General features: G+C 64.7%; 17 protein-coding genes. 10 read left to right on the top strand and 7 right to left on the bottom strand.

Annotated features, from left to right (window positions below; translation table 11 throughout):
- Positions 1-28: 28 nt before the first annotated feature.
- Complete coding sequence (ccmA, locus tag QAZ47_RS04585) at positions 29-631, bottom strand: heme ABC exporter ATP-binding protein CcmA (protein WP_278205807.1); 603 nt, start codon at positions 629-631, stop codon at positions 29-31.
- A 284-nt stretch (positions 632-915) separates the two neighbouring features.
- Here ccmA and acnA point away from each other — a divergent pair, with 284 nt between their 5' ends.
- The 3 genes from acnA (at position 916) to QAZ47_RS04570 (ending at position 5669) form a co-directional block, all read left to right on the top strand.
- Positions 916-3606 (top strand): aconitate hydratase AcnA, encoded by a 2691-nt coding sequence (gene acnA, locus QAZ47_RS04580; protein WP_278205806.1) that lies wholly within the window; start codon positions 916-918, stop codon positions 3604-3606.
- Positions 3607-4003: 397 nt separating this feature from the next.
- Entirely contained in the window at positions 4004-4753 is a 750-nt protein-coding gene (locus tag QAZ47_RS04575) for a thioredoxin family protein (RefSeq protein WP_278077836.1), read from the top strand.
- A 529-nt stretch (positions 4754-5282) separates the two neighbouring features.
- Positions 5283-5669 carry a DUF2794 domain-containing protein gene (locus QAZ47_RS04570; protein ID WP_278205805.1) on the top strand — a complete coding sequence of 129 codons (387 nt, stop codon included), beginning with the start codon at positions 5283-5285 and terminating at the stop codon, positions 5667-5669.
- 103 nt (positions 5670-5772) lie between these two features.
- Here the strand turns inward: QAZ47_RS04570 and QAZ47_RS04565 are convergent, their stop codons facing one another.
- The 4 genes from QAZ47_RS04565 to QAZ47_RS04550 all read right to left on the bottom strand — a co-directional run bounded on the left by QAZ47_RS04565 (position 5773) and on the right by QAZ47_RS04550 (position 10843).
- Positions 5773-6345, bottom strand: a complete 573-nt coding sequence (locus tag QAZ47_RS04565) for a GNAT family N-acetyltransferase (RefSeq protein WP_278205804.1) — start codon at positions 6343-6345, stop codon at positions 5773-5775.
- 116 nt (positions 6346-6461) lie between these two features.
- Entirely contained in the window at positions 6462-7202 is a 741-nt protein-coding gene (locus QAZ47_RS04560; protein ID WP_278205803.1) for a Bax inhibitor-1/YccA family protein, read from the bottom strand.
- Between the two features lie 256 nt (positions 7203-7458).
- A complete protein-coding gene (locus QAZ47_RS04555) occupies positions 7459-9957 on the bottom strand; it encodes an ABC transporter permease (protein WP_278233775.1) in 2499 nt (832 codons plus the stop codon).
- Positions 9958-10147: 190 nt separating this feature from the next.
- Positions 10148-10843, bottom strand: coding sequence for an ABC transporter ATP-binding protein (locus QAZ47_RS04550; RefSeq protein WP_278205802.1), 696 nt, complete (start codon positions 10841-10843; stop codon positions 10148-10150).
- 82 nt (positions 10844-10925) lie between these two features.
- On the opposite strand from QAZ47_RS04550, the gene QAZ47_RS04545 reads away from it, so the two are divergent.
- The 3 genes from QAZ47_RS04545 to thpR are packed head-to-tail and all read left to right on the top strand — an operon-like array spanning position 10926 to position 12444.
- The gene (locus QAZ47_RS04545) at positions 10926-11567 is read left to right on the top strand and encodes an arylesterase (protein ID WP_278232673.1); all 642 of its coding nucleotides are present in this window, start codon (positions 10926-10928) and stop codon (positions 11565-11567) included.
- A 41-nt stretch (positions 11568-11608) separates the two neighbouring features.
- Positions 11609-11803, top strand: a complete 195-nt coding sequence (locus QAZ47_RS04540) for a hypothetical protein (protein ID WP_278232672.1) — start codon at positions 11609-11611, stop codon at positions 11801-11803.
- Between the two features lie 44 nt (positions 11804-11847).
- A complete protein-coding gene (thpR, locus tag QAZ47_RS04535; RefSeq protein ID WP_278205800.1) occupies positions 11848-12444 on the top strand; it encodes an RNA 2',3'-cyclic phosphodiesterase in 597 nt (198 codons plus the stop codon).
- Here the strand turns inward: thpR and QAZ47_RS04530 are convergent.
- Positions 12348-12866 carry a low molecular weight protein-tyrosine-phosphatase gene (locus QAZ47_RS04530; protein ID WP_278232671.1) on the bottom strand — a complete coding sequence of 173 codons (519 nt, stop codon included), beginning with the start codon at positions 12864-12866 and terminating at the stop codon, positions 12348-12350. The two genes, thpR and QAZ47_RS04530, sit on opposite strands and share 97 nt — an antisense overlap.
- A 49-nt stretch (positions 12867-12915) precedes the next feature.
- Here QAZ47_RS04530 and QAZ47_RS04525 point away from each other — a divergent pair, with 49 nt between their 5' ends.
- From QAZ47_RS04525 to QAZ47_RS04510, 4 genes are all read left to right on the top strand, one after another.
- The gene (locus QAZ47_RS04525) at positions 12916-13209 is read left to right on the top strand and encodes a 4a-hydroxytetrahydrobiopterin dehydratase (protein ID WP_278232670.1); all 294 of its coding nucleotides are present in this window, start codon (positions 12916-12918) and stop codon (positions 13207-13209) included.
- Positions 13210-13599: 390 nt separating this feature from the next.
- Positions 13600-13962, top strand: a complete 363-nt coding sequence (locus QAZ47_RS04520; protein ID WP_278232669.1) for a YkvA family protein — start codon at positions 13600-13602, stop codon at positions 13960-13962.
- 49 nt (positions 13963-14011) lie between these two features.
- Positions 14012-14281 carry a hypothetical protein gene (locus QAZ47_RS04515; RefSeq protein WP_278232668.1) on the top strand — a complete coding sequence of 90 codons (270 nt, stop codon included), beginning with the start codon at positions 14012-14014 and terminating at the stop codon, positions 14279-14281.
- A gap of 69 nt (positions 14282-14350) precedes the next feature.
- Positions 14351-14857, top strand: a complete 507-nt coding sequence (locus QAZ47_RS04510; protein WP_278232667.1) for an invasion associated locus B family protein — start codon at positions 14351-14353, stop codon at positions 14855-14857.
- Between the two features lie 52 nt (positions 14858-14909).
- Here QAZ47_RS04510 and QAZ47_RS04505 read toward each other — a convergent pair whose 3' ends face one another.
- On the bottom strand, positions 14910-16253 hold the full coding sequence (locus tag QAZ47_RS04505; RefSeq protein ID WP_278232666.1) for a chloride channel protein: 1344 nt from the start codon (positions 16251-16253) through the stop codon (positions 14910-14912).
- Position 16254 lies beyond the last annotated feature (1 nt).

Here is a 16254-nt window from a genome sequence, read left to right as displayed (position 1 = left end):
GGCCAGAGGGGGGTACCTCGCGCCAACATCAGTCACCCATCCTCAACGCCTTCGCCCCTTCGAGCCCCAGCGGCAGATGCGTCGCTGCCACCACGATTCCTCCATCCCGCAGATGCTCCCTCATCAACCCTGCAAACCTTTCCTCCGACGCCTTGTCCAGTCCGGCCGTCGGCTCGTCGAGAAGCCATATCGGCCGGCGGCTGACCAGAAGCTTCGCGATCGAAGCCCGCCGCCTTTGCCCGGTCGAAAGATAGCCGAACGGCAGGTGGCCAATTCCTCCCAGCCCGACCGTCTCCAACGCCTCCTCCACATCCAACCCCGGCTCACCCTGGAAAGCGCGCCAGAAGCCCAGATTCTCTTCCACCGTGAGCGCCGTCTTCATCGCATTGAGATGGCCGAGATAGTGCGAGGCCGAAGCGACCGAGGGAAAATCCTCGCCGCCGCCCTCGATCTTCACCTTGCCTTCGGCTGTCGGCAGCAGACCGGCGACGACCCTCAGAAGCGTCGACTTGCCGGCGCCGTTCGGCCCGGTGACGATGAGCGCCTCGCCCTTTTCGAGCGCGAATCCGATGCCGGAAAAGACCATCTCGCCGCCGCGCTCGCCGCCCAGATTTTCGGCGATCAGCCGCATTCTTGCCTGTCCCGAAAGCACCGTTTCGCGGCCGCCGCCGCATCGCACAAATTTGCCTTTCGACTGTCTAGAACTATTCCAGGAAATTCTCTATATGCGGTTCATCCGTGCCAGCGGTCGGCGCGGGAGAAGAATTAGCGCCGAACCAGCGCACGCGCCGCCTTGAACGGCTCGGGTTGCTTGGGAGCGGACAGCGGAAATGGCCGTACCCGCACCTTTGCGCGTGATTGCATGCCATCGGCGTCCGTTCCCTTTCAGGCTGAACAGACAAGGACGGATCGCACGTGTCAAAATCCCTCGACAGTTTCAAATGCCGCCGCACCCTGACCGTGGGTGGCGCGGACTATGTCTATTTCGACCTCGCCGAGGCCGAGAAGAACGGCCTTAACGGTATCGCCCAGCTGCCCTATTCGATGAAGGTGCTGCTGGAGAACCTCTTGCGTAACGAAGACGGCCGTTCCGTCACCAAGGAAAGCATTCAGGCGGTCGCCGCGTGGCTGAGCGACAAGGGCACCGCCGGTGTCGAGATCGCGTACCGCCCGGCCCGCGTGCTGATGCAGGATTTCACCGGCGTTCCGGCCGTGGTCGACCTCGCGGCCATGCGCGACGGCATCAAGGCGCTCGGCGGCGATCCGGAGAAGATCAACCCGCTGGTGCCGGTCGACCTCGTCATCGACCATTCCGTCATCGTCGACGAGTTCGGCACGCCGATGGCCTTCGCCCGTAACGTCGAGCTGGAATATGAGCGCAACGAAGAGCGCTACAAATTCCTGAAATGGGGCCAGCAGGCCTTCCGCAACTTCCGCGTCGTGCCGCCCGGCACCGGCATCTGCCACCAGGTCAACCTCGAATATCTGGGACAGGTGGTGTGGACCAATAGCGAGGACGGCGAGACCACCGCCTATCCCGACACCTGCGTCGGCACCGATTCGCACACCACCATGATCAACGGCCTCGGCGTGCTCGGCTGGGGCGTCGGCGGCATCGAGGCCGAGGCCGCGATGCTCGGCCAGCCGGTCTCCATGCTGCTGCCGGAAGTCATCGGCTTCCGCCTCACCGGCAAGCTGAAGGAAGGCGTCACCGCCACCGACCTCGTGCTCACCGTCACCCAGATGCTGCGCAAGAAGGGCGTCGTCGGCAAGTTCGTCGAATTCTTCGGTCCCGGCCTCTCCAACATGACGCTGGCCGACCGCGCGACCATCGGCAACATGGCGCCGGAATATGGCGCCACCTGCGGCTTCTTCCCGGTCGACAGCGAGACTGTCCGCTATCTGACGATGTCCGGCCGCGACGAGAACCGCATCGCGCTGGTCGAGGCCTATTCGAAGGCGCAAGGCATGTGGCGCGACGCCGGCTCGCCCGATCCAGTCTTCACCGACCTGCTCGAGCTCGACCTCGGCGACGTCGTGCCGTCGATGGCCGGCCCGAAGCGCCCCGAGGGTCGCGTCGCGCTGCAGGACATTCCCGCCGGCTTCGCCAAGGCGATGGAGACCGAGTACAAGAAGGCCGCCGAGATTTCGAAGCGCTACGCGGTGGAAGGCGCCTCCTACGATCTCGGCCATGGAGACGTCGTCATCGCCGCCATCACCTCCTGCACCAACACCTCGAATCCGAGCGTGCTGATCGGCGCCGGGCTTTTGGCTCGCAATGCCAACCGGCGCGGTCTCAAGCAGAAGCCGTGGGTGAAAACCTCGCTCGCCCCCGGCAGCCAGGTGGTGGCCGAATATTTGGAGAAGTCCGGACTGCAGAAGGAACTCGACCAGATCGGCTTCAACCTGGTCGGCTTCGGCTGCACAACCTGCATCGGCAATTCCGGCCCGCTGCCGGGGCCGATCTCGAAAACCATCAATGACAAGGGCCTGATCGCTGCCGCGGTCTTGTCCGGCAACCGCAACTTCGAAGGCCGCGTCTCGCCGGACGTGCAGGCCAACTACCTCGCCTCGCCGCCGCTGGTGGTGGCGCATGCGCTGGCCGGAACCGTCACCAAGGACCTCACCACCGAGCCGCTCGGCGAAGGCAGCGACGGCAAGCCGGTCTATCTCAAGGACATCTGGCCGACCTCGGCCGAGATCCAGGAGTTCATCGAGAAGAACGTCACGCGCGAGCTCTTCGCCCGCAAATATGCCGACGTCTTCAAAGGCGACGCGTACTGGCAGAAGGTCAAGGCGCCGGAAGGCCAGACCTATGCCTGGGACGACCATTCGACCTATGTGCAGAACCCGCCCTATTTCGCCGGCATGGGCCGCGCCTTCGGCAAGGTCGGCGACATCAAGGGCGCGCGGGTGCTCGGTCTCTTCGGCGACAAGATCACCACCGACCACATCTCGCCGGCGGGTTCGATCAAGGCGGCGTCGCCGGCCGGCAAGTATCTCACCGAGCATGGCGTCGGCGTCGCCGACTTCAACCAGTACGGCACGCGGCGCGGCAACCATGAGGTGATGATGCGCGGCACCTTCGCCAACATCCGCATCCGCAACCACATGCTGGGCGAGAACGGCCGCGAGGGCGGCTACACGATCCACTACCCCTCGAAGGAGGAGATGTCGATCTACGACGCCGCGATGGAATACAGGAAGGAAGGCGTGCCGCTGGTGATCTTCGCCGGCGTCGAATACGGCAACGGCTCCTCGCGCGACTGGGCGGCCAAGGGAACGAATCTGCTTGGTGTCCGCGCGGTCATCGCCCAGTCCTTCGAGCGCATCCACCGCTCGAACTTGGTCGGCATGGGCGTCATCCCCTTCGTCTTCGAGGACGGCACCTCATGGGCTTCCCTCAACCTCAAGGGCGACGAGCTGGTCGAGATCGACGGGCTGGACGCGATCAAGCCGCGCCAGAAGATGGTCGCCAAGGTCACCTATGGCGACGGCACGGTGAAGAACGTGCCGATCGTCTGCCGCATCGATACGCTGGACGAGCTCGACTACTTCAAGAACGGCGGCATCCTGCAATACGTACTGCGCGATCTTGCTGCCTAAAGCAGCAAGGGAATAGGGCAGTAAGGGAGTAGGGAAAAGGTACCCCTACTGCCCTACTGCCCTACTGCCCTACTGCCCTACTGCCCTACTGCCCTACTGGCCATTCCCTAATTAATTAAACCGCCGCCAGCCAAGCATTCGCCGGCCCGGCTCGAAGTCCTGATCCGGTTCGCACGCAATAGAGATCGGGCGGCATTGGTAAACTTTACCACATGGCGATGATGCGGCTCCGAAATCGAACCGCATCGAAAAATGCAGCCGCGCTCCTGGTGCCGCCTTATCTGCGGTTGCGATGCCTAAATTTCACCGCAACGTGACTTCCCGTTGACTGTCCGTTCTGCCACATATTTTAGCAATCAGAACAAGGCCGGCGTCACCGGCGGGAATCGGAACAGTCATGGCATCTCGAGGACCATTGCGGCTTGCGGCATTTGCGCTGGCCCTTTCAACGTTTGCCGGTGCCGCGCTGGCAAGCGAGCCCGAGAAGCCCTTGGGCGTGGTCGAGCTCTTCACCAGCCAGGGCTGCAGTTCCTGCCCGCCGGCCGATGAATTCTTCGCCGAGCTGGCCGCCAAGGAAAACATCGTCGCGCTCGCCTACCACGTCAATTACTGGGACTATCTGGGCTGGCAGGACACGCTGAGCAACAAGAAGAACACCGACCGGCAGTACGACTACATGCGCTCCTTCGGCAGCCGCTCGGTCTATACGCCGCAGGCCGTCATCAACGGCCGCAGCCATGTCAACGGCGCCAGTCGCAAGGACGTCGACGGCGCGCTGGCCCGGATGGACAGGACCGGCGAGGGCATGCGGGTCGGCATCAAGGTGAGCCGCACCAGCGACCGCGTCACGATTGACGCGGGCGACGCCGGCAATGGCCCGGCCGACGCCCATGTGGTGATCGTCTATTTCGATCCGCCGCAGATGGTGAAGATCGGCCAGGGCGAGAACAGCGGCCGCAGCCTGACCTACTGGAACGCCGTCTCCGACATCCAGACCGCCGGCATGTGGCACGGCAAGGCGCAGCGCTACGAATTGCCGATGACCGAGATCTCCAAGAAGGGCGGCTGCGCGGTGCTGCTGCAGTCCGTCGGCAAGGACGGCATGCCCGGTCCGATCCTGGGCGCCGCATTCATTCGCAAGCCATAACCCCTTCTCCCCCTTGTGGGAGAAGGTGGATCGGCGCGCAGCGCCGAGACGGATGAGGGGTGTTCCAGCGGAGTGAGACGTTGGCGTTCCCTGGAGCACCCCTCATCCGTCGCCTTCGGCGACACCTTCTCCCACAAGGGGAGAAGGGGGGAGCCAATAAAAAACCGGCGTCAGCTTGCTTCTGACGCCGGTCATTCAGGTTTTGGGATCGTCGCACCTGATTTTTCCAAGGAAAAACCGAGGTTGGTTCGATCCGACGCTGACCCGTGGGCGGGGGGCTTGGGGTTTACGAGCCGGTGCCGGACCGAACCGTCTCAGGCAACGCGGGTAAACTCGTCGGAGATTGGGGCATGAGCGCGGATAATTTGTGGCGAGAATGTGGCGAAGCATCACCAATGACAACACACGTTTCGCAAACGTGACTGGACCTTGCGGAAACCGCGCGACGCCCGCCTGCGTCGCCGGCCCTTGCAATTCGGCTGCGAAAGCGCGAACCTTGGCTGCGCAAGATCAATCGAAGGATCGAGGCATGACCGATCACAGCAGCGGGACGGAGGATGGGGAAGCATCCGGAATATTGATCCCGTTGCATGAGGCGCGCAGCGCACGCCTCGACCAGCCGGTGCGCTTCGACCGGCGCGAGCTCGACCAGATCCTGAGGCTTTACGGGCGCATGGTGGCGGCCAATGAATGGCGCGACTATGCGATCGACCATCTCTCCGATCGCGCCGTCTTTTCGGTCTTCCGCCGCGCCAGCGAAGTGCCGCTGTTCCAGATCGTCAAGGACCCGAAACTGGCGCGTCGCCAAGGCGCTTTCGCCGTCATAGCCGCGGGCGGACGCATCCTGAAGCGCGGCCAGGAACTCGGCCGCGTGCTCGGCGTCTTCGATTCCAAGCTGAAGCTGGTCGAGGCCTGAGCCGGGAAGAGGAACAGGGGAATTGAAGAACTGAAGAATTGAGGAAAAGAGGCGCTAAACGCCTGATATGAATTGTTTTTCTCGATTCTTCATTCCCGTTACCTCATTTCCCTCCGAGCCTGAATCTCCGCTCCGGCAGCGATTCCGGATCCGGCGGCAGCTCTGCGCCACCGTTGAGCGGCAGCTGCATGAACACCGTGTCCAGCCAGCGCCCGTGCTTGTAGCCCGACCCTTCCAGGCGTCCGGAATGGTAGAACCCGAGCTTCTCGTGCAGCCGCACCGAGACGCTGTCCGCGTGGCCGTCGCCGATCACCGCGATGACCTGGCGGAAGCCTGCCGCACGCGCCGCCTCGATCAGCGCCTTCATCAGCAGGAAGCCCACGCCCTGGCCCTTGGCCTCGGGCGCGACATAGACCGAATCCTCGACGACGAACCGATAGGCGGGGCGCGGCCGAAACGGTCCGGCATAGGCATAGCCGAGCACGGTGCCGTCCTTCTCCGCCACGAGATAGGGAAAGCCGCCTGCCGCTAAGCTCTCGAAGCGTTTGCCCATTTCGGCGCGGTTGGGCGGCTCCAGCTCGTAGCTCGCAGTGCCGTGCGTGACCGCGTCGGCGTAGATTTCCGTGATTCGGTCAAGGTCGGCCGCCGTCGCGGCTCTGATCGCTGTATTGCTCATAATTTGTGCATTTCGTTTTCCTGCCTTGATAACAGCAGAGGGCTGCACAAAAAGAAAGGGCGGCCGTTGGGCCGCCCTTTCGAAGTCTATGGTCCAGTGAGACCGGGTAACTGCCTTTAGCGGCGGTCGCCCATGAACTGCAGCAGGAACATGAACAGGTTGATGAAGTCGAGATAGAGCTGCAGCGCGCCCATGATGGCCTTGCGGCCGGCCACGTCCGAGACGTCGCCCTCGAAATACATCTCCTTGATCCGCTGCGTGTCATAGGCGGTCAGGCCCGCGAACACCAGCACGCCGATTGCGGAGATGGCGAAGGCCAGCGCCGACGACGCCAGGAAGATGTTGATGATCATCGCGATCAGCAGGCCGATCACGCCCATGATCAGGAACGATCCGAAGGCCGTCAGGTCACGCCGGGTCGTGTAGCCATAGAGCGACAGCGCGCCGAAGGCCGCGGCCGTGGCGAAGAACGTCTGGGTGATGCTGGTGCCGGTATAGACGAGGAAGATCGTCGACAGCGACAGGCCGACAAGGCCGGCATACACCCAGAACGTGGTCTGCGCCGCCGCCACGCTCATCGACTGGATCCTGAATGACAGGAACATCACCGCAGCCAGCGGCGCCAGGATGACGACCCAGCGGAACGCGCTTGCATAGATGAGCTGGCCGAAGGCCGTGAGCTGACCGTCGCCGGTGACGGCGAGTTGAAACGCGCCCCAGGCGGCAAGGCCGGTGATGAGCAGGCCAAGCCCCATTAGGTTGTAGACTTTGATCATGTAGGCCCGCAGGCCCTGATCGATATCGACGCGCGCGCCGGGGGCGGCGGACGTCTGGTAGTTGCGAATGGGATCAGCCATTGGAAATCCTCTGTTGCTTCTGCCCCGTCCGGTGACAGGTCGCCCAGGACGACCGCTTGGGATGCCCTTTGGACCAGGCGCCGCTGGCGGGGCTCCAGCATGCCTGCGCAGAAATATGATGGTTCTTGACGTCAAGGACAAGACGGTAACGGGGCGTAACGCTTCGTGAGAAGGCAAAAGGCCGGGTTTTGGCCGTTTCGGCCCGGCATTCTTACAAAGATTTAACCAGGTCGAACCTGCTCCAGCGCTCGCCGGGTCAGAGGTTGCGCAGCACCGGCGCCGCCTTGTGGCCGAGAACCCGCCAGGTACCGGCGAGGCCGATGCCGACGGTGACGCCGAGCGAGACGAGGATCGTCGCGACCGCGACCTGCGGCATGAAGTGCGATGGCAGCGTCATGATGTGCGCGACGACGAACCATGCCGCGACGCCGCCCGCGGCAAGTGCGAACAGCGCCGTCGCAAGGCCGATCAGCACATATTCCAGCGAGAAGGCCGCAATCAGTGTCCTGCGCGTCGCGCCGAGCGTCTTCAGCACCACCGCGTCATGGATGCGCGCCCGGTTGCCGGCGGCCAGAGCGCCGGAGAGCACCAGCACCGAGGCGATCAGCGCCACGCCGGCGGCGGCGCGGATCGCCGTGCCCAATTGCGCGACCAGCCGGTTGACGATGTCGAGCGCGTCCTTGACGCGGACCGTCGTCACCGCCGGAAATGCGCGCGTGACGGCGTTGAGCAGCCGCGCGTCGTCTGCCGTGGTGGCGCCCTTGTCGGTCAGCGTCGCCAGCCAGCCATGCGGCGCACCGGCAAAGGCGTTGGGCGAGAACACCATGACGAAATTGATGCCCATGGTTTCCCATTCGACCTGACGGAAATTGGCGATTTTCGCCGTCACGTTGCGGCCGAGCACGTTGACGGTGACGGTGTCGCCGAGCTTCAGCCCGATCGCCTTGCCCTCCTCGGCCGAGAACGACACCAGAGGCTCGCCGGAATAATTCTGCGGCCACCACGCGCCTTCGGTCAGCGTGGCGTTCTCCGGCTGCTTGGCGTCATAGGTCAGGCCGCGATCGCCGCGCAGCACCCAGGCGCCGTCGGCGGGGATCTTCACCTTGTCGACGTCGACGCCGTTGAGCGCCATGATGCGGCCGCGCAGCATCGGCACCTTGACCAGCGTTCCCCGCGGCGCCTCCTTTTCGACCAGGCCGGCGAAAGCGTCGACATCGCTGCTCTGGATGTCGACGAAGAAGAAGTTCGGCGCCCGCTCCGGCAGGCTGCCGGAAATCTGCCGCCTGAGATTGCCGTCGATCAGCGCCAGCGTCACCAGGAGCGTCAGACCGAGCCCGAGCGACAGCACCACCGATGGCGTCAGCGCGCCGGGACGATGGATGTTGCCGAGCGCCAGCCGAAGCGACACGAAACGCACGCGCGGGCTTCGCCGGGCCATCCATTGCACCAGCGCCGCCACCAGCCGCAGCACCAGGAAGGCAAAGACCGTGGCGCCGACGAAGATCGAGGCGATGCGCCGGTCGTCGGCGGAAAATATGGCCAAAGCCGCCAGCCCGAGCACGATCGCGAGAGCAGCGCCGGCATAGGGCAGGCGCGGCAGGCCGCGGCTCTCAAAACCCATCTCGCGGAACAGCGCCGTCGCCGGCACGTCGCGGGCGCGCCCAAGCGGCAAGAGCGCGAAGGCCAGCGTCACCAGGAGGCCGAAGAGCGCGGCCATGGCGAGTGCGCTCGCGTAGAAGCCGCCCTCCGCCGGCACCGGGATCACCGACTGCAGAAGCGCGCTCGCCGCGAACGGCATGGCGGCACCCAGGACCAGGCCGAGCACGATGCCGAGGCCGGCAATCAAAAGGATCTGCACGAGATAGACTGTGAAGACGAAGCCGCCGGAGGCTCCGAGGCTCTTGAAGGTGGCGATGACGCCGCGCTTGCCGTCGAGATAGGCGCGCACCGCGTTCGCCACGCCGACGCCGCCGACCACCAGCGCCGTCAGCCCGACCAGCGTCAGGAATTGCGAGAAGCGCTGGATATTGGAGGAGAGCGCAGGCGCCGCGTTGCTGCGCGTGCGGATCGACCAGCCGGACTGTGGAAATTCCTTCGCCGCCGCGGCCTGGATTTCCTTGATCCGCGCCTCGCTGGCGCCGGCGGGCAGCCGCAGCTTATAGGCGTTCTCGACCAGACTGCCGGGCTGCACCAGTCCGGATGCGGCAAGTCCGTCGTTCGAGATCATCAGCCGCGGCGCGAATCCAAAACCGTCGGATATCGCGTCCGGCTCGCTGATCAGCCTGGCCCTCAGCTCGAAAGTGGCGCCGCCAAGCTTCAGCCGGTCGCCGATATGCAGATTGAGCCGGTCGAACAAAAGATCGGGCGCGGCGGCGCCGAAAATGCCCGCTCTCTCGCCGAGCAGCTCCTTCTTCGGCAGCGGCGGATCGGTTTCCAGCGTGCCGTAGAGAGGATAGGCGTCGTCGACCGCCTTGGCTTCGACCAGCGCCTGGTCTGAGCCGTCCTCGAGCCGCGCCATCGAGCGCATACCCGAATTCAGCGACACCGTGCCCAGGCTGCCGAGGAAGCCGAGTTCGGCAGGCGTAGCGCTGCGCTGGTTGATCTGGAAGCGCAGATCGCCGCCGAGCAGCGTCTGGCCCTGGTTGGCGACGCCGGCGGTGATCGCCTGCGCCACCGAATTAACGCCGCCGATCGCCGCGACGCCGAGCGCGATGCAGGCAAGGAAGATCATGAAGCCGGACAGGCCGCCGCGCATCTCGCGCAGCGAGAAGCGGATGGCGAGCTTCAGCGTGCGAAGCCAGGCGGCCCCCTCATCCGGCCGCTTCGCGGCCACCTTCTCCCCGGCGGGGAGAAGAAGAGGTTTGCGCCGACGCTGGCGATCTCTTCTCCCCTCGGGGAGAAGGTGGCCCGAAGGGCCGGATGAGGGGGCTCCGTTCGCCATGGCGTTACGCGGTCACTTTAAGCAGCGGCGCATCCTCGATCCGCCCCGAGCGCATCGACACCTGACGCGAGCAGCGGGCCGCAAGCGCCGGATCATGCGTGACCAGCACCAGCGTCATGCCGCGCTCGGCCGCCTTGGCGAACAAGAGGTCGGCGATCTGCTTTCCCGTCGCCTGGTCGAGATTGCCGGTCGGCTCGTCGGCAATCAGGATGCGCGGCGAAGGCGCCAGCGCCCTGGCGATCGCCACGCGCTGCTGCTCGCCGCCCGAGAGCTCTCCGGGGTAGTGCGTCACACGGTCGCTCAGGCCGACCGCCGCGAGTTCCCGCGCCGCCACGCCGAACGCGTCGGCATGGCCGGCGAGCTCCAGCGGCACCGCGACATTTTCAAGTGCCGTCATATTGGGGATGAGGTGGAAGGACTGGAAGACGATGCCGATGTTTCGCCCCCGGAACGATGCAATCCGATCCTCGCTTTTGCCGTTGAGCAATTCGCCGGCGATTCGCACTGTTCCCGCATCGACCCTTTCCAGCCCGGCCAGAACCATCAGCAAGGTGGACTTGCCGGAGCCCGACGGGCCGACGATGCCGGTGGCTTCGCCGGCGGCCACATCGAGACTGACGCCTTTCAGCACATGGACCGAGGAAGCTCCCTCGCCGAGCGTCAGCGAGACATCCCTCAATGCGATGACGGCTTCTGTCACGGTGAAAGCGTCCTATATGGTGGAAAAAGGAGACGAGAACGCCTCCTCCCGGGGATTGTTTCGGTCATATGGGGCTCGCCGCATGGCTTTCAAACATACTCTTGCCGCAGCCCTCATCCTTTTCCTTGCGGTTTGCGGCGCCATTTCGTCGGCGCGCGCCGAGACGTTCAAGATCGTCGGTTTCGGTGACAGCCTGACGGCAGGCTTCGGTCTCGGTCCGGGTCAGGGGTTTACCGACAGGCTTCAGGCGGCGCTGAAGGCGAAAGGCCATGACGTCGCCGTCGCCAATGCCGGCGTGTCCGGCGACACCACGAGCGGCGGGCTGGCGCGGCTCGACTGGTCGGTGCCGGACGGCACCCGGCTTGTGATCCTCGAGCTCGGCGCCAACGACATGCTGCGCGGCGTCTCGCCCGACATCGCCGAAAAGAACCTCGACGCTATGCTGGCGAAGCTGAAACAGCGCAAGATCGCCGTGCTTCTTGCCGGCATGCGCGCGGCGCCCAACCTCGGCACCGGCTACCAGCAGGCCTTCGATGCGATCTATCCGGGGCTCGCCGCGAAATACGATGTTCCGCTCTATCCGTTCTTTCTCGACGGCGTAGCCAGCCATCCCGACCTGCAGCTCGAGGACGGCCTGCACCCCAACCCCAAGGGCGTCGAAGTGATCGTCGAGCGCATCCTGCCCACTGTCGAGAAGGCAATTGCCGCCGATGGCGGCGCATAAAGCATGTCCCCCGAAAGTGGGAACCGATTTCGGACAAGGACATGCGCAAAATCAAAAACCTAGAGCAATTCCAGGAAAAGTGTGAAACGGTTTTCCGTCCGGAAATGCGTCAAAGAGATGGAGCGCTGAGCGAACCTGAAAGATCGCGATGCGCTTTGGTGAGGCTGGAATACCACGGTTTCCCTTGGGGAAACTTTGTGGACAACAAACTGCTTGCTCCGCGCGGATATCGATGATTCGCTAGGGATGAGAGTTTCGATTCGAGGACAGGAGGCTTCCCATGCCACGTCTTTTCACCGCCCTCGAAATTCCGCGTGATGCCGCTCTTTCGCTGTCCCTGCTCCGGGGCGGCCTTCCCGGAGCCCGCTGGATCGACGTCGAAAACTATCATCTGACGCTGCGCTTCATCGGCGATGTCGAAGGCCATGTCGCCGACGAGATCGCCAACGCGCTGGATCGCATCCACCGCCCTTCTTTCCAGCTGGCGCTCTCCGGCGTCGGCGCCTTCGGCGGCAAGAAGCCGCATGCGGTGTGGGCCGGCGTCGCCGTCTCGCCGGACCTTACGGCGCTGCAGGGCGAGATCGACCGCATCTGCCAGCGGCTCGGCCTGCCGGCCGATCCGCGCAAGTTCTCGCCGCATGTGACGCTTGCGCGCCTGCGCAATTCGAGCCCGGCGGACGTCGCGCAATATCTTTCGGCGCGCGGCAACTTTTCAGCGTTGCCTTTCCGCGTCGGCCGCTTCGTACTGATGTCGTCGCGCGATTCGGTCGGCGGCGGCCCTTACATCGTCGAGGAAGCCTGGCCCTTGACCGGCGCCGACGCGCGCGCCTCCAGCCGCTTCGCCAGCGCCTCCGACGCTTCGCGGATCATGCGGTAGACGGCGGCGAAGGCCTGCTGGTCCTCGTAATAGGGATCCGGCACGTCCCGTTCCGCTCCGGTCGCAAATTTCAGATAGAGATGGATACGGTCGCGCCCGGCCTGCGGTGCCAGCGCCTTGAGATCGCGCACATTCGAGCGGTCCATGCCGAGGATCAGGTCGAAGCGCGAAAAATCCTCCGGCGCTATTCTGCGCGCCCTTTGTCCGGAAATGTCGATGCCGTGGCTTGCGGCGACCGCGATCGAGCGCGGATCGGGAGCGGAGCCGACCTCCCAGCCGCTGGTGGCGGCCGAATCGAGCACGATATCGCGGGTCATCCCGCGCTCGGCCAGCACGGCTCGAAACACGCCTTCGGCCAAAGGCGAGCGGCAGATGTTGCCCAGGCAAACGAACAGAATGGATTTTATGGGCTTTGCGCTCATCGATCCGGCGCTATGGTTGTTTCAATTTCGAATAGCACAGGAACCCGACATGACCAGGGAAAAGCTCAGCAAGGAGGCGATCGCCACCGCGCTTACCGAACTCGAAGGCTGGTCGCTGGCCGCCGACGGCGCCTCCATCAAACGCAGCTTCGGCTTCAAGAACTTCTCCGAAGCCTTCGCCTTCATGACCCGCGTGGCTTTAGCCGCCGAGAAGATGGACCACCACCCTGACTGGTCGAACGCCTACAAGACCGTCGACGTGACGCTGAATACCCATGATGCAGGCGGCGTCACGGCGCTCGACATCGAGCTCGCCAAGCGGATGAACCGGTATTTCGGGTAGGGCGAGGACACGGCCTCGACGTCGTCATCCCAGGGCGAAGCAGCCGCGCAGCGGCGTCGCGGAGACCCTGAGATCCATGCCATGACATCTGCCGTAGTATGCAGCGGGGCAGAATTCCGCACCGTCGCGGCTCTCGAAAGTAATGGCATGGATTCTATGGTCTACGCCGCGTCGCTCCGCTCCTTGCTTCGCCATAGAATGACGATGGGAGGGATATTCCGGCCAATCTCCAACGTAGGTAGCGATTGCCAACTCGGCTTACCCACGGCCAATGCTGCCGAGTTCGATTCTGGGGCCAGCACAACGCCCAACTCTTGTAGCAGCCCCCCGCTTTCACCACATCTCCCGCGGCGGGCCGGCACGCAAGGTCGCGCGGCCAAGGAGACATTGATGGCGCAGGACTCCGGTTTTGATTTCTTCGGCTTTGGCGACAAGCTCGCCGGCGAGGGCGAGGTGCGCGAGAAATTCTGGCGCACCGCCAAGAAGGCCGCCCGGCAGATCCCGTTCATGGACGAGGTGGTCGCCGCCTATTATTGCGCCATGGACAGGGACACGCCGCTGCGCGCCAAGGGCATCCTGCTGGCCGCGCTCGGCTATTTCGTGCTGCCGGTGGACTTCATTCCCGACTTCGTCCTCGGTCTCGGCTTCACCGACGACCTCGCCGTGCTGACCGCCGCGATCACCGCCGTCAGCGCCCACATCACGCCCGCACACCGGCAGGCGGCCAGGGACGCCCTGGCCGACAAGGGCTAAAGCATGTCTCCCGAAGTGGGAACCGGTTTCGGGACTTCGGGACAAGCACATGCGCAAAATCAAAAGCCTGAAGCGTGCGGAACGAATCCGAAGGATCGCGACGCGCTTCAGCCCCGGAGCGAGGACCGGCTCCGCGCCGTTGCAACGAGACCGCGAAACCGCCCGCGCGAGAAGACAAACTCTTGCCGCTTTCGTACCCTCCAAGTTCGCGCCGGGACATCGCGACCGCCGCTCCGAAGCGGCGGCGCGAAAGGCGGCGGTTTCCTGGGGTGAGGCTCCTTTTCTTGAGGAAAATTCACCGTTTGGTAACCCTGATTAAATCAAAATGAAGCGACGGCAGGACGCCAGGCGGCCCGCCTCCGCACCATTTGGGAATACGGGAAGAACGATGCGCGGATTGATTGCTATAGTTTCCAGCCTGGTCCTGGTGGCCGCCTTCGCGGCGCCGGCGCTGGCACAGCAGGCGACCAAGATCGGCCAGCACAATGCCTGGGGCACCTACAGCTATCAGTCGGCTGGCGGCAAGGTCTGTTATGTGCTGACCGTGCCGACCGACAAGCAGCCGCCGTCGCTCGACCATGGCGACATGTTCTTCTTCGTCAGCCAGCGTCCGGGGCAGCAGGTCTCCTACGAGCCGCAGTTCATCGCCGGCTACAACTTCCAGGAAGGCTCCAAGGCCACCGTCACCATCGACAAGAAGACCTTCTCGATGTTCACCCGCGGCAAGTCGGCCTGGGTCGAGAACGCCGCCGAGGAGCCGGTGCTGATCGCCGCCATGAAGACTGGCACCGACATGAAAGTGTCGGCCAAGTCGGGGCGAGGCAATCCGACATCCTATGTCTTTTCGCTGAAGGGTATCTCGGCCGCGCTGGCCTCGATCGCCAAGTGCAAGTAGGCGAAAGCAAAACCCTGCCTTGAGGCAAAGCCGGACCGCAAGTCCGGCTTTTTCAGCCTGGATGCTCGGCGGCCCTGCGCCGCCGGATCGCCTCGGCGATGAAGACGCGCGACAGCGCGTGATAGAGCGGCTCGTTGGAGATCAGCCGCGCCGTGCCGTAGCCCAGCACCGCCGCGCACATCAGCGCGATCACATTGTCGTGGTTGCCGGTCATTTCGAGGATGATGACGAAGGCCGTCATCGGCGCCTGCACGACGCCGGCGAAATAGCCGGCCATGCCGAGCAGCGCGGCGAGACCGGTGCCGGCGCCGAAGACCAGGCCGAGCGTGCTGCCGAGACCGGCGCCCACCGCCAGCGACGGCGCGAAGATGCCGCCCGGAATGCCCGACACCATCGAAAGCACCCCGGCCGCGAATTTTTCCAGGAAGAAGAATGCCGGCAGCGGCGCGCCTTCGATGGCGCCACGGGCCTGCGCGTAGCCGGTGCCGAAGGTGAGGCCGCCCGAGACAAGGCCGATCGCGGCAACTGCCAGCCCGCAGATTCCTGCCACGAGCAGCGCGCGCCACAATGGCTGCAGAGCGTTCCAGCGCCGGATGCGGCGCGTGATCTTCAGCGCCAACAGCGAGAAAAGCGCCCCGAAGCCGCCGCCGATGACCCCGCAGGCGACCACCAGCGGCCAGTCGGCGGCAAAGGCCACCGTATCCCTGGCGACGCCGAAATAGGTGTAGTTGCCGAGCAGGCCGAGCGAGGCAAGGCCGGCAAGGATCACCGCGGTCAGAACCAGCCCGTTGGTGCGCGACTCGTAAGCGCGGCCCATCTCCTCGATGGCGAAGACGATGCCGGCAAGCGGCGTGTTGAAGGCCGCGGCGACGCCGGCGGCGGAGCCGGCCAGGATCAGGCCGCGCGCCTGCGCCATGCCGCCCCAGCGCGCGGCCTGCAACATCAGCGAGGCGCCGACCTGCACCGTCGGCCCCTCGCGGCCGATCGAAGCGCCGCAGAACAGGCCCAACACGGTGAGCGCGATCTTGCCTGCCGCCAGGCGAAGCGAAAGGAGGTGCCCGCGGTCTTCGTCGTCGCGCAGGTGGCGGGCGGCGATCGCCTGCGGAATGCCGCTGCCTTGCGATCCCGGAAAGAAGGAATGGGCAAGCCAGGCGCAAAGCACGAAGCCCGCCGGAGTCAAGACAAGCGGCAGGTAGAAGCGCCAGCCGCCATCGCCGGCTGTGACGACGTGGAACAGCGCCTGCGCCCGGTCGGCCAGCATTGCGAACAGCACGCTGATCAATCCGATCGAGAGGGCGCCGGCCCAGAACACCAGGCGCGGCTGCCAGACGCGCCGCGACCCCCATATTGCCTGCGAGCGCCGCAGCATGGGGTGTCTTCGCGATATGCCGGCCATC

The organism is Mesorhizobium sp. WSM4904 (assembly GCF_029674545.1).
Lineage (GTDB): Bacteria > Pseudomonadota > Alphaproteobacteria > Rhizobiales > Rhizobiaceae > Mesorhizobium.
The sequence above is the reverse complement of the archived record's forward strand: the minus strand, read 5'-3'. Positions and strand labels throughout refer to the sequence as shown.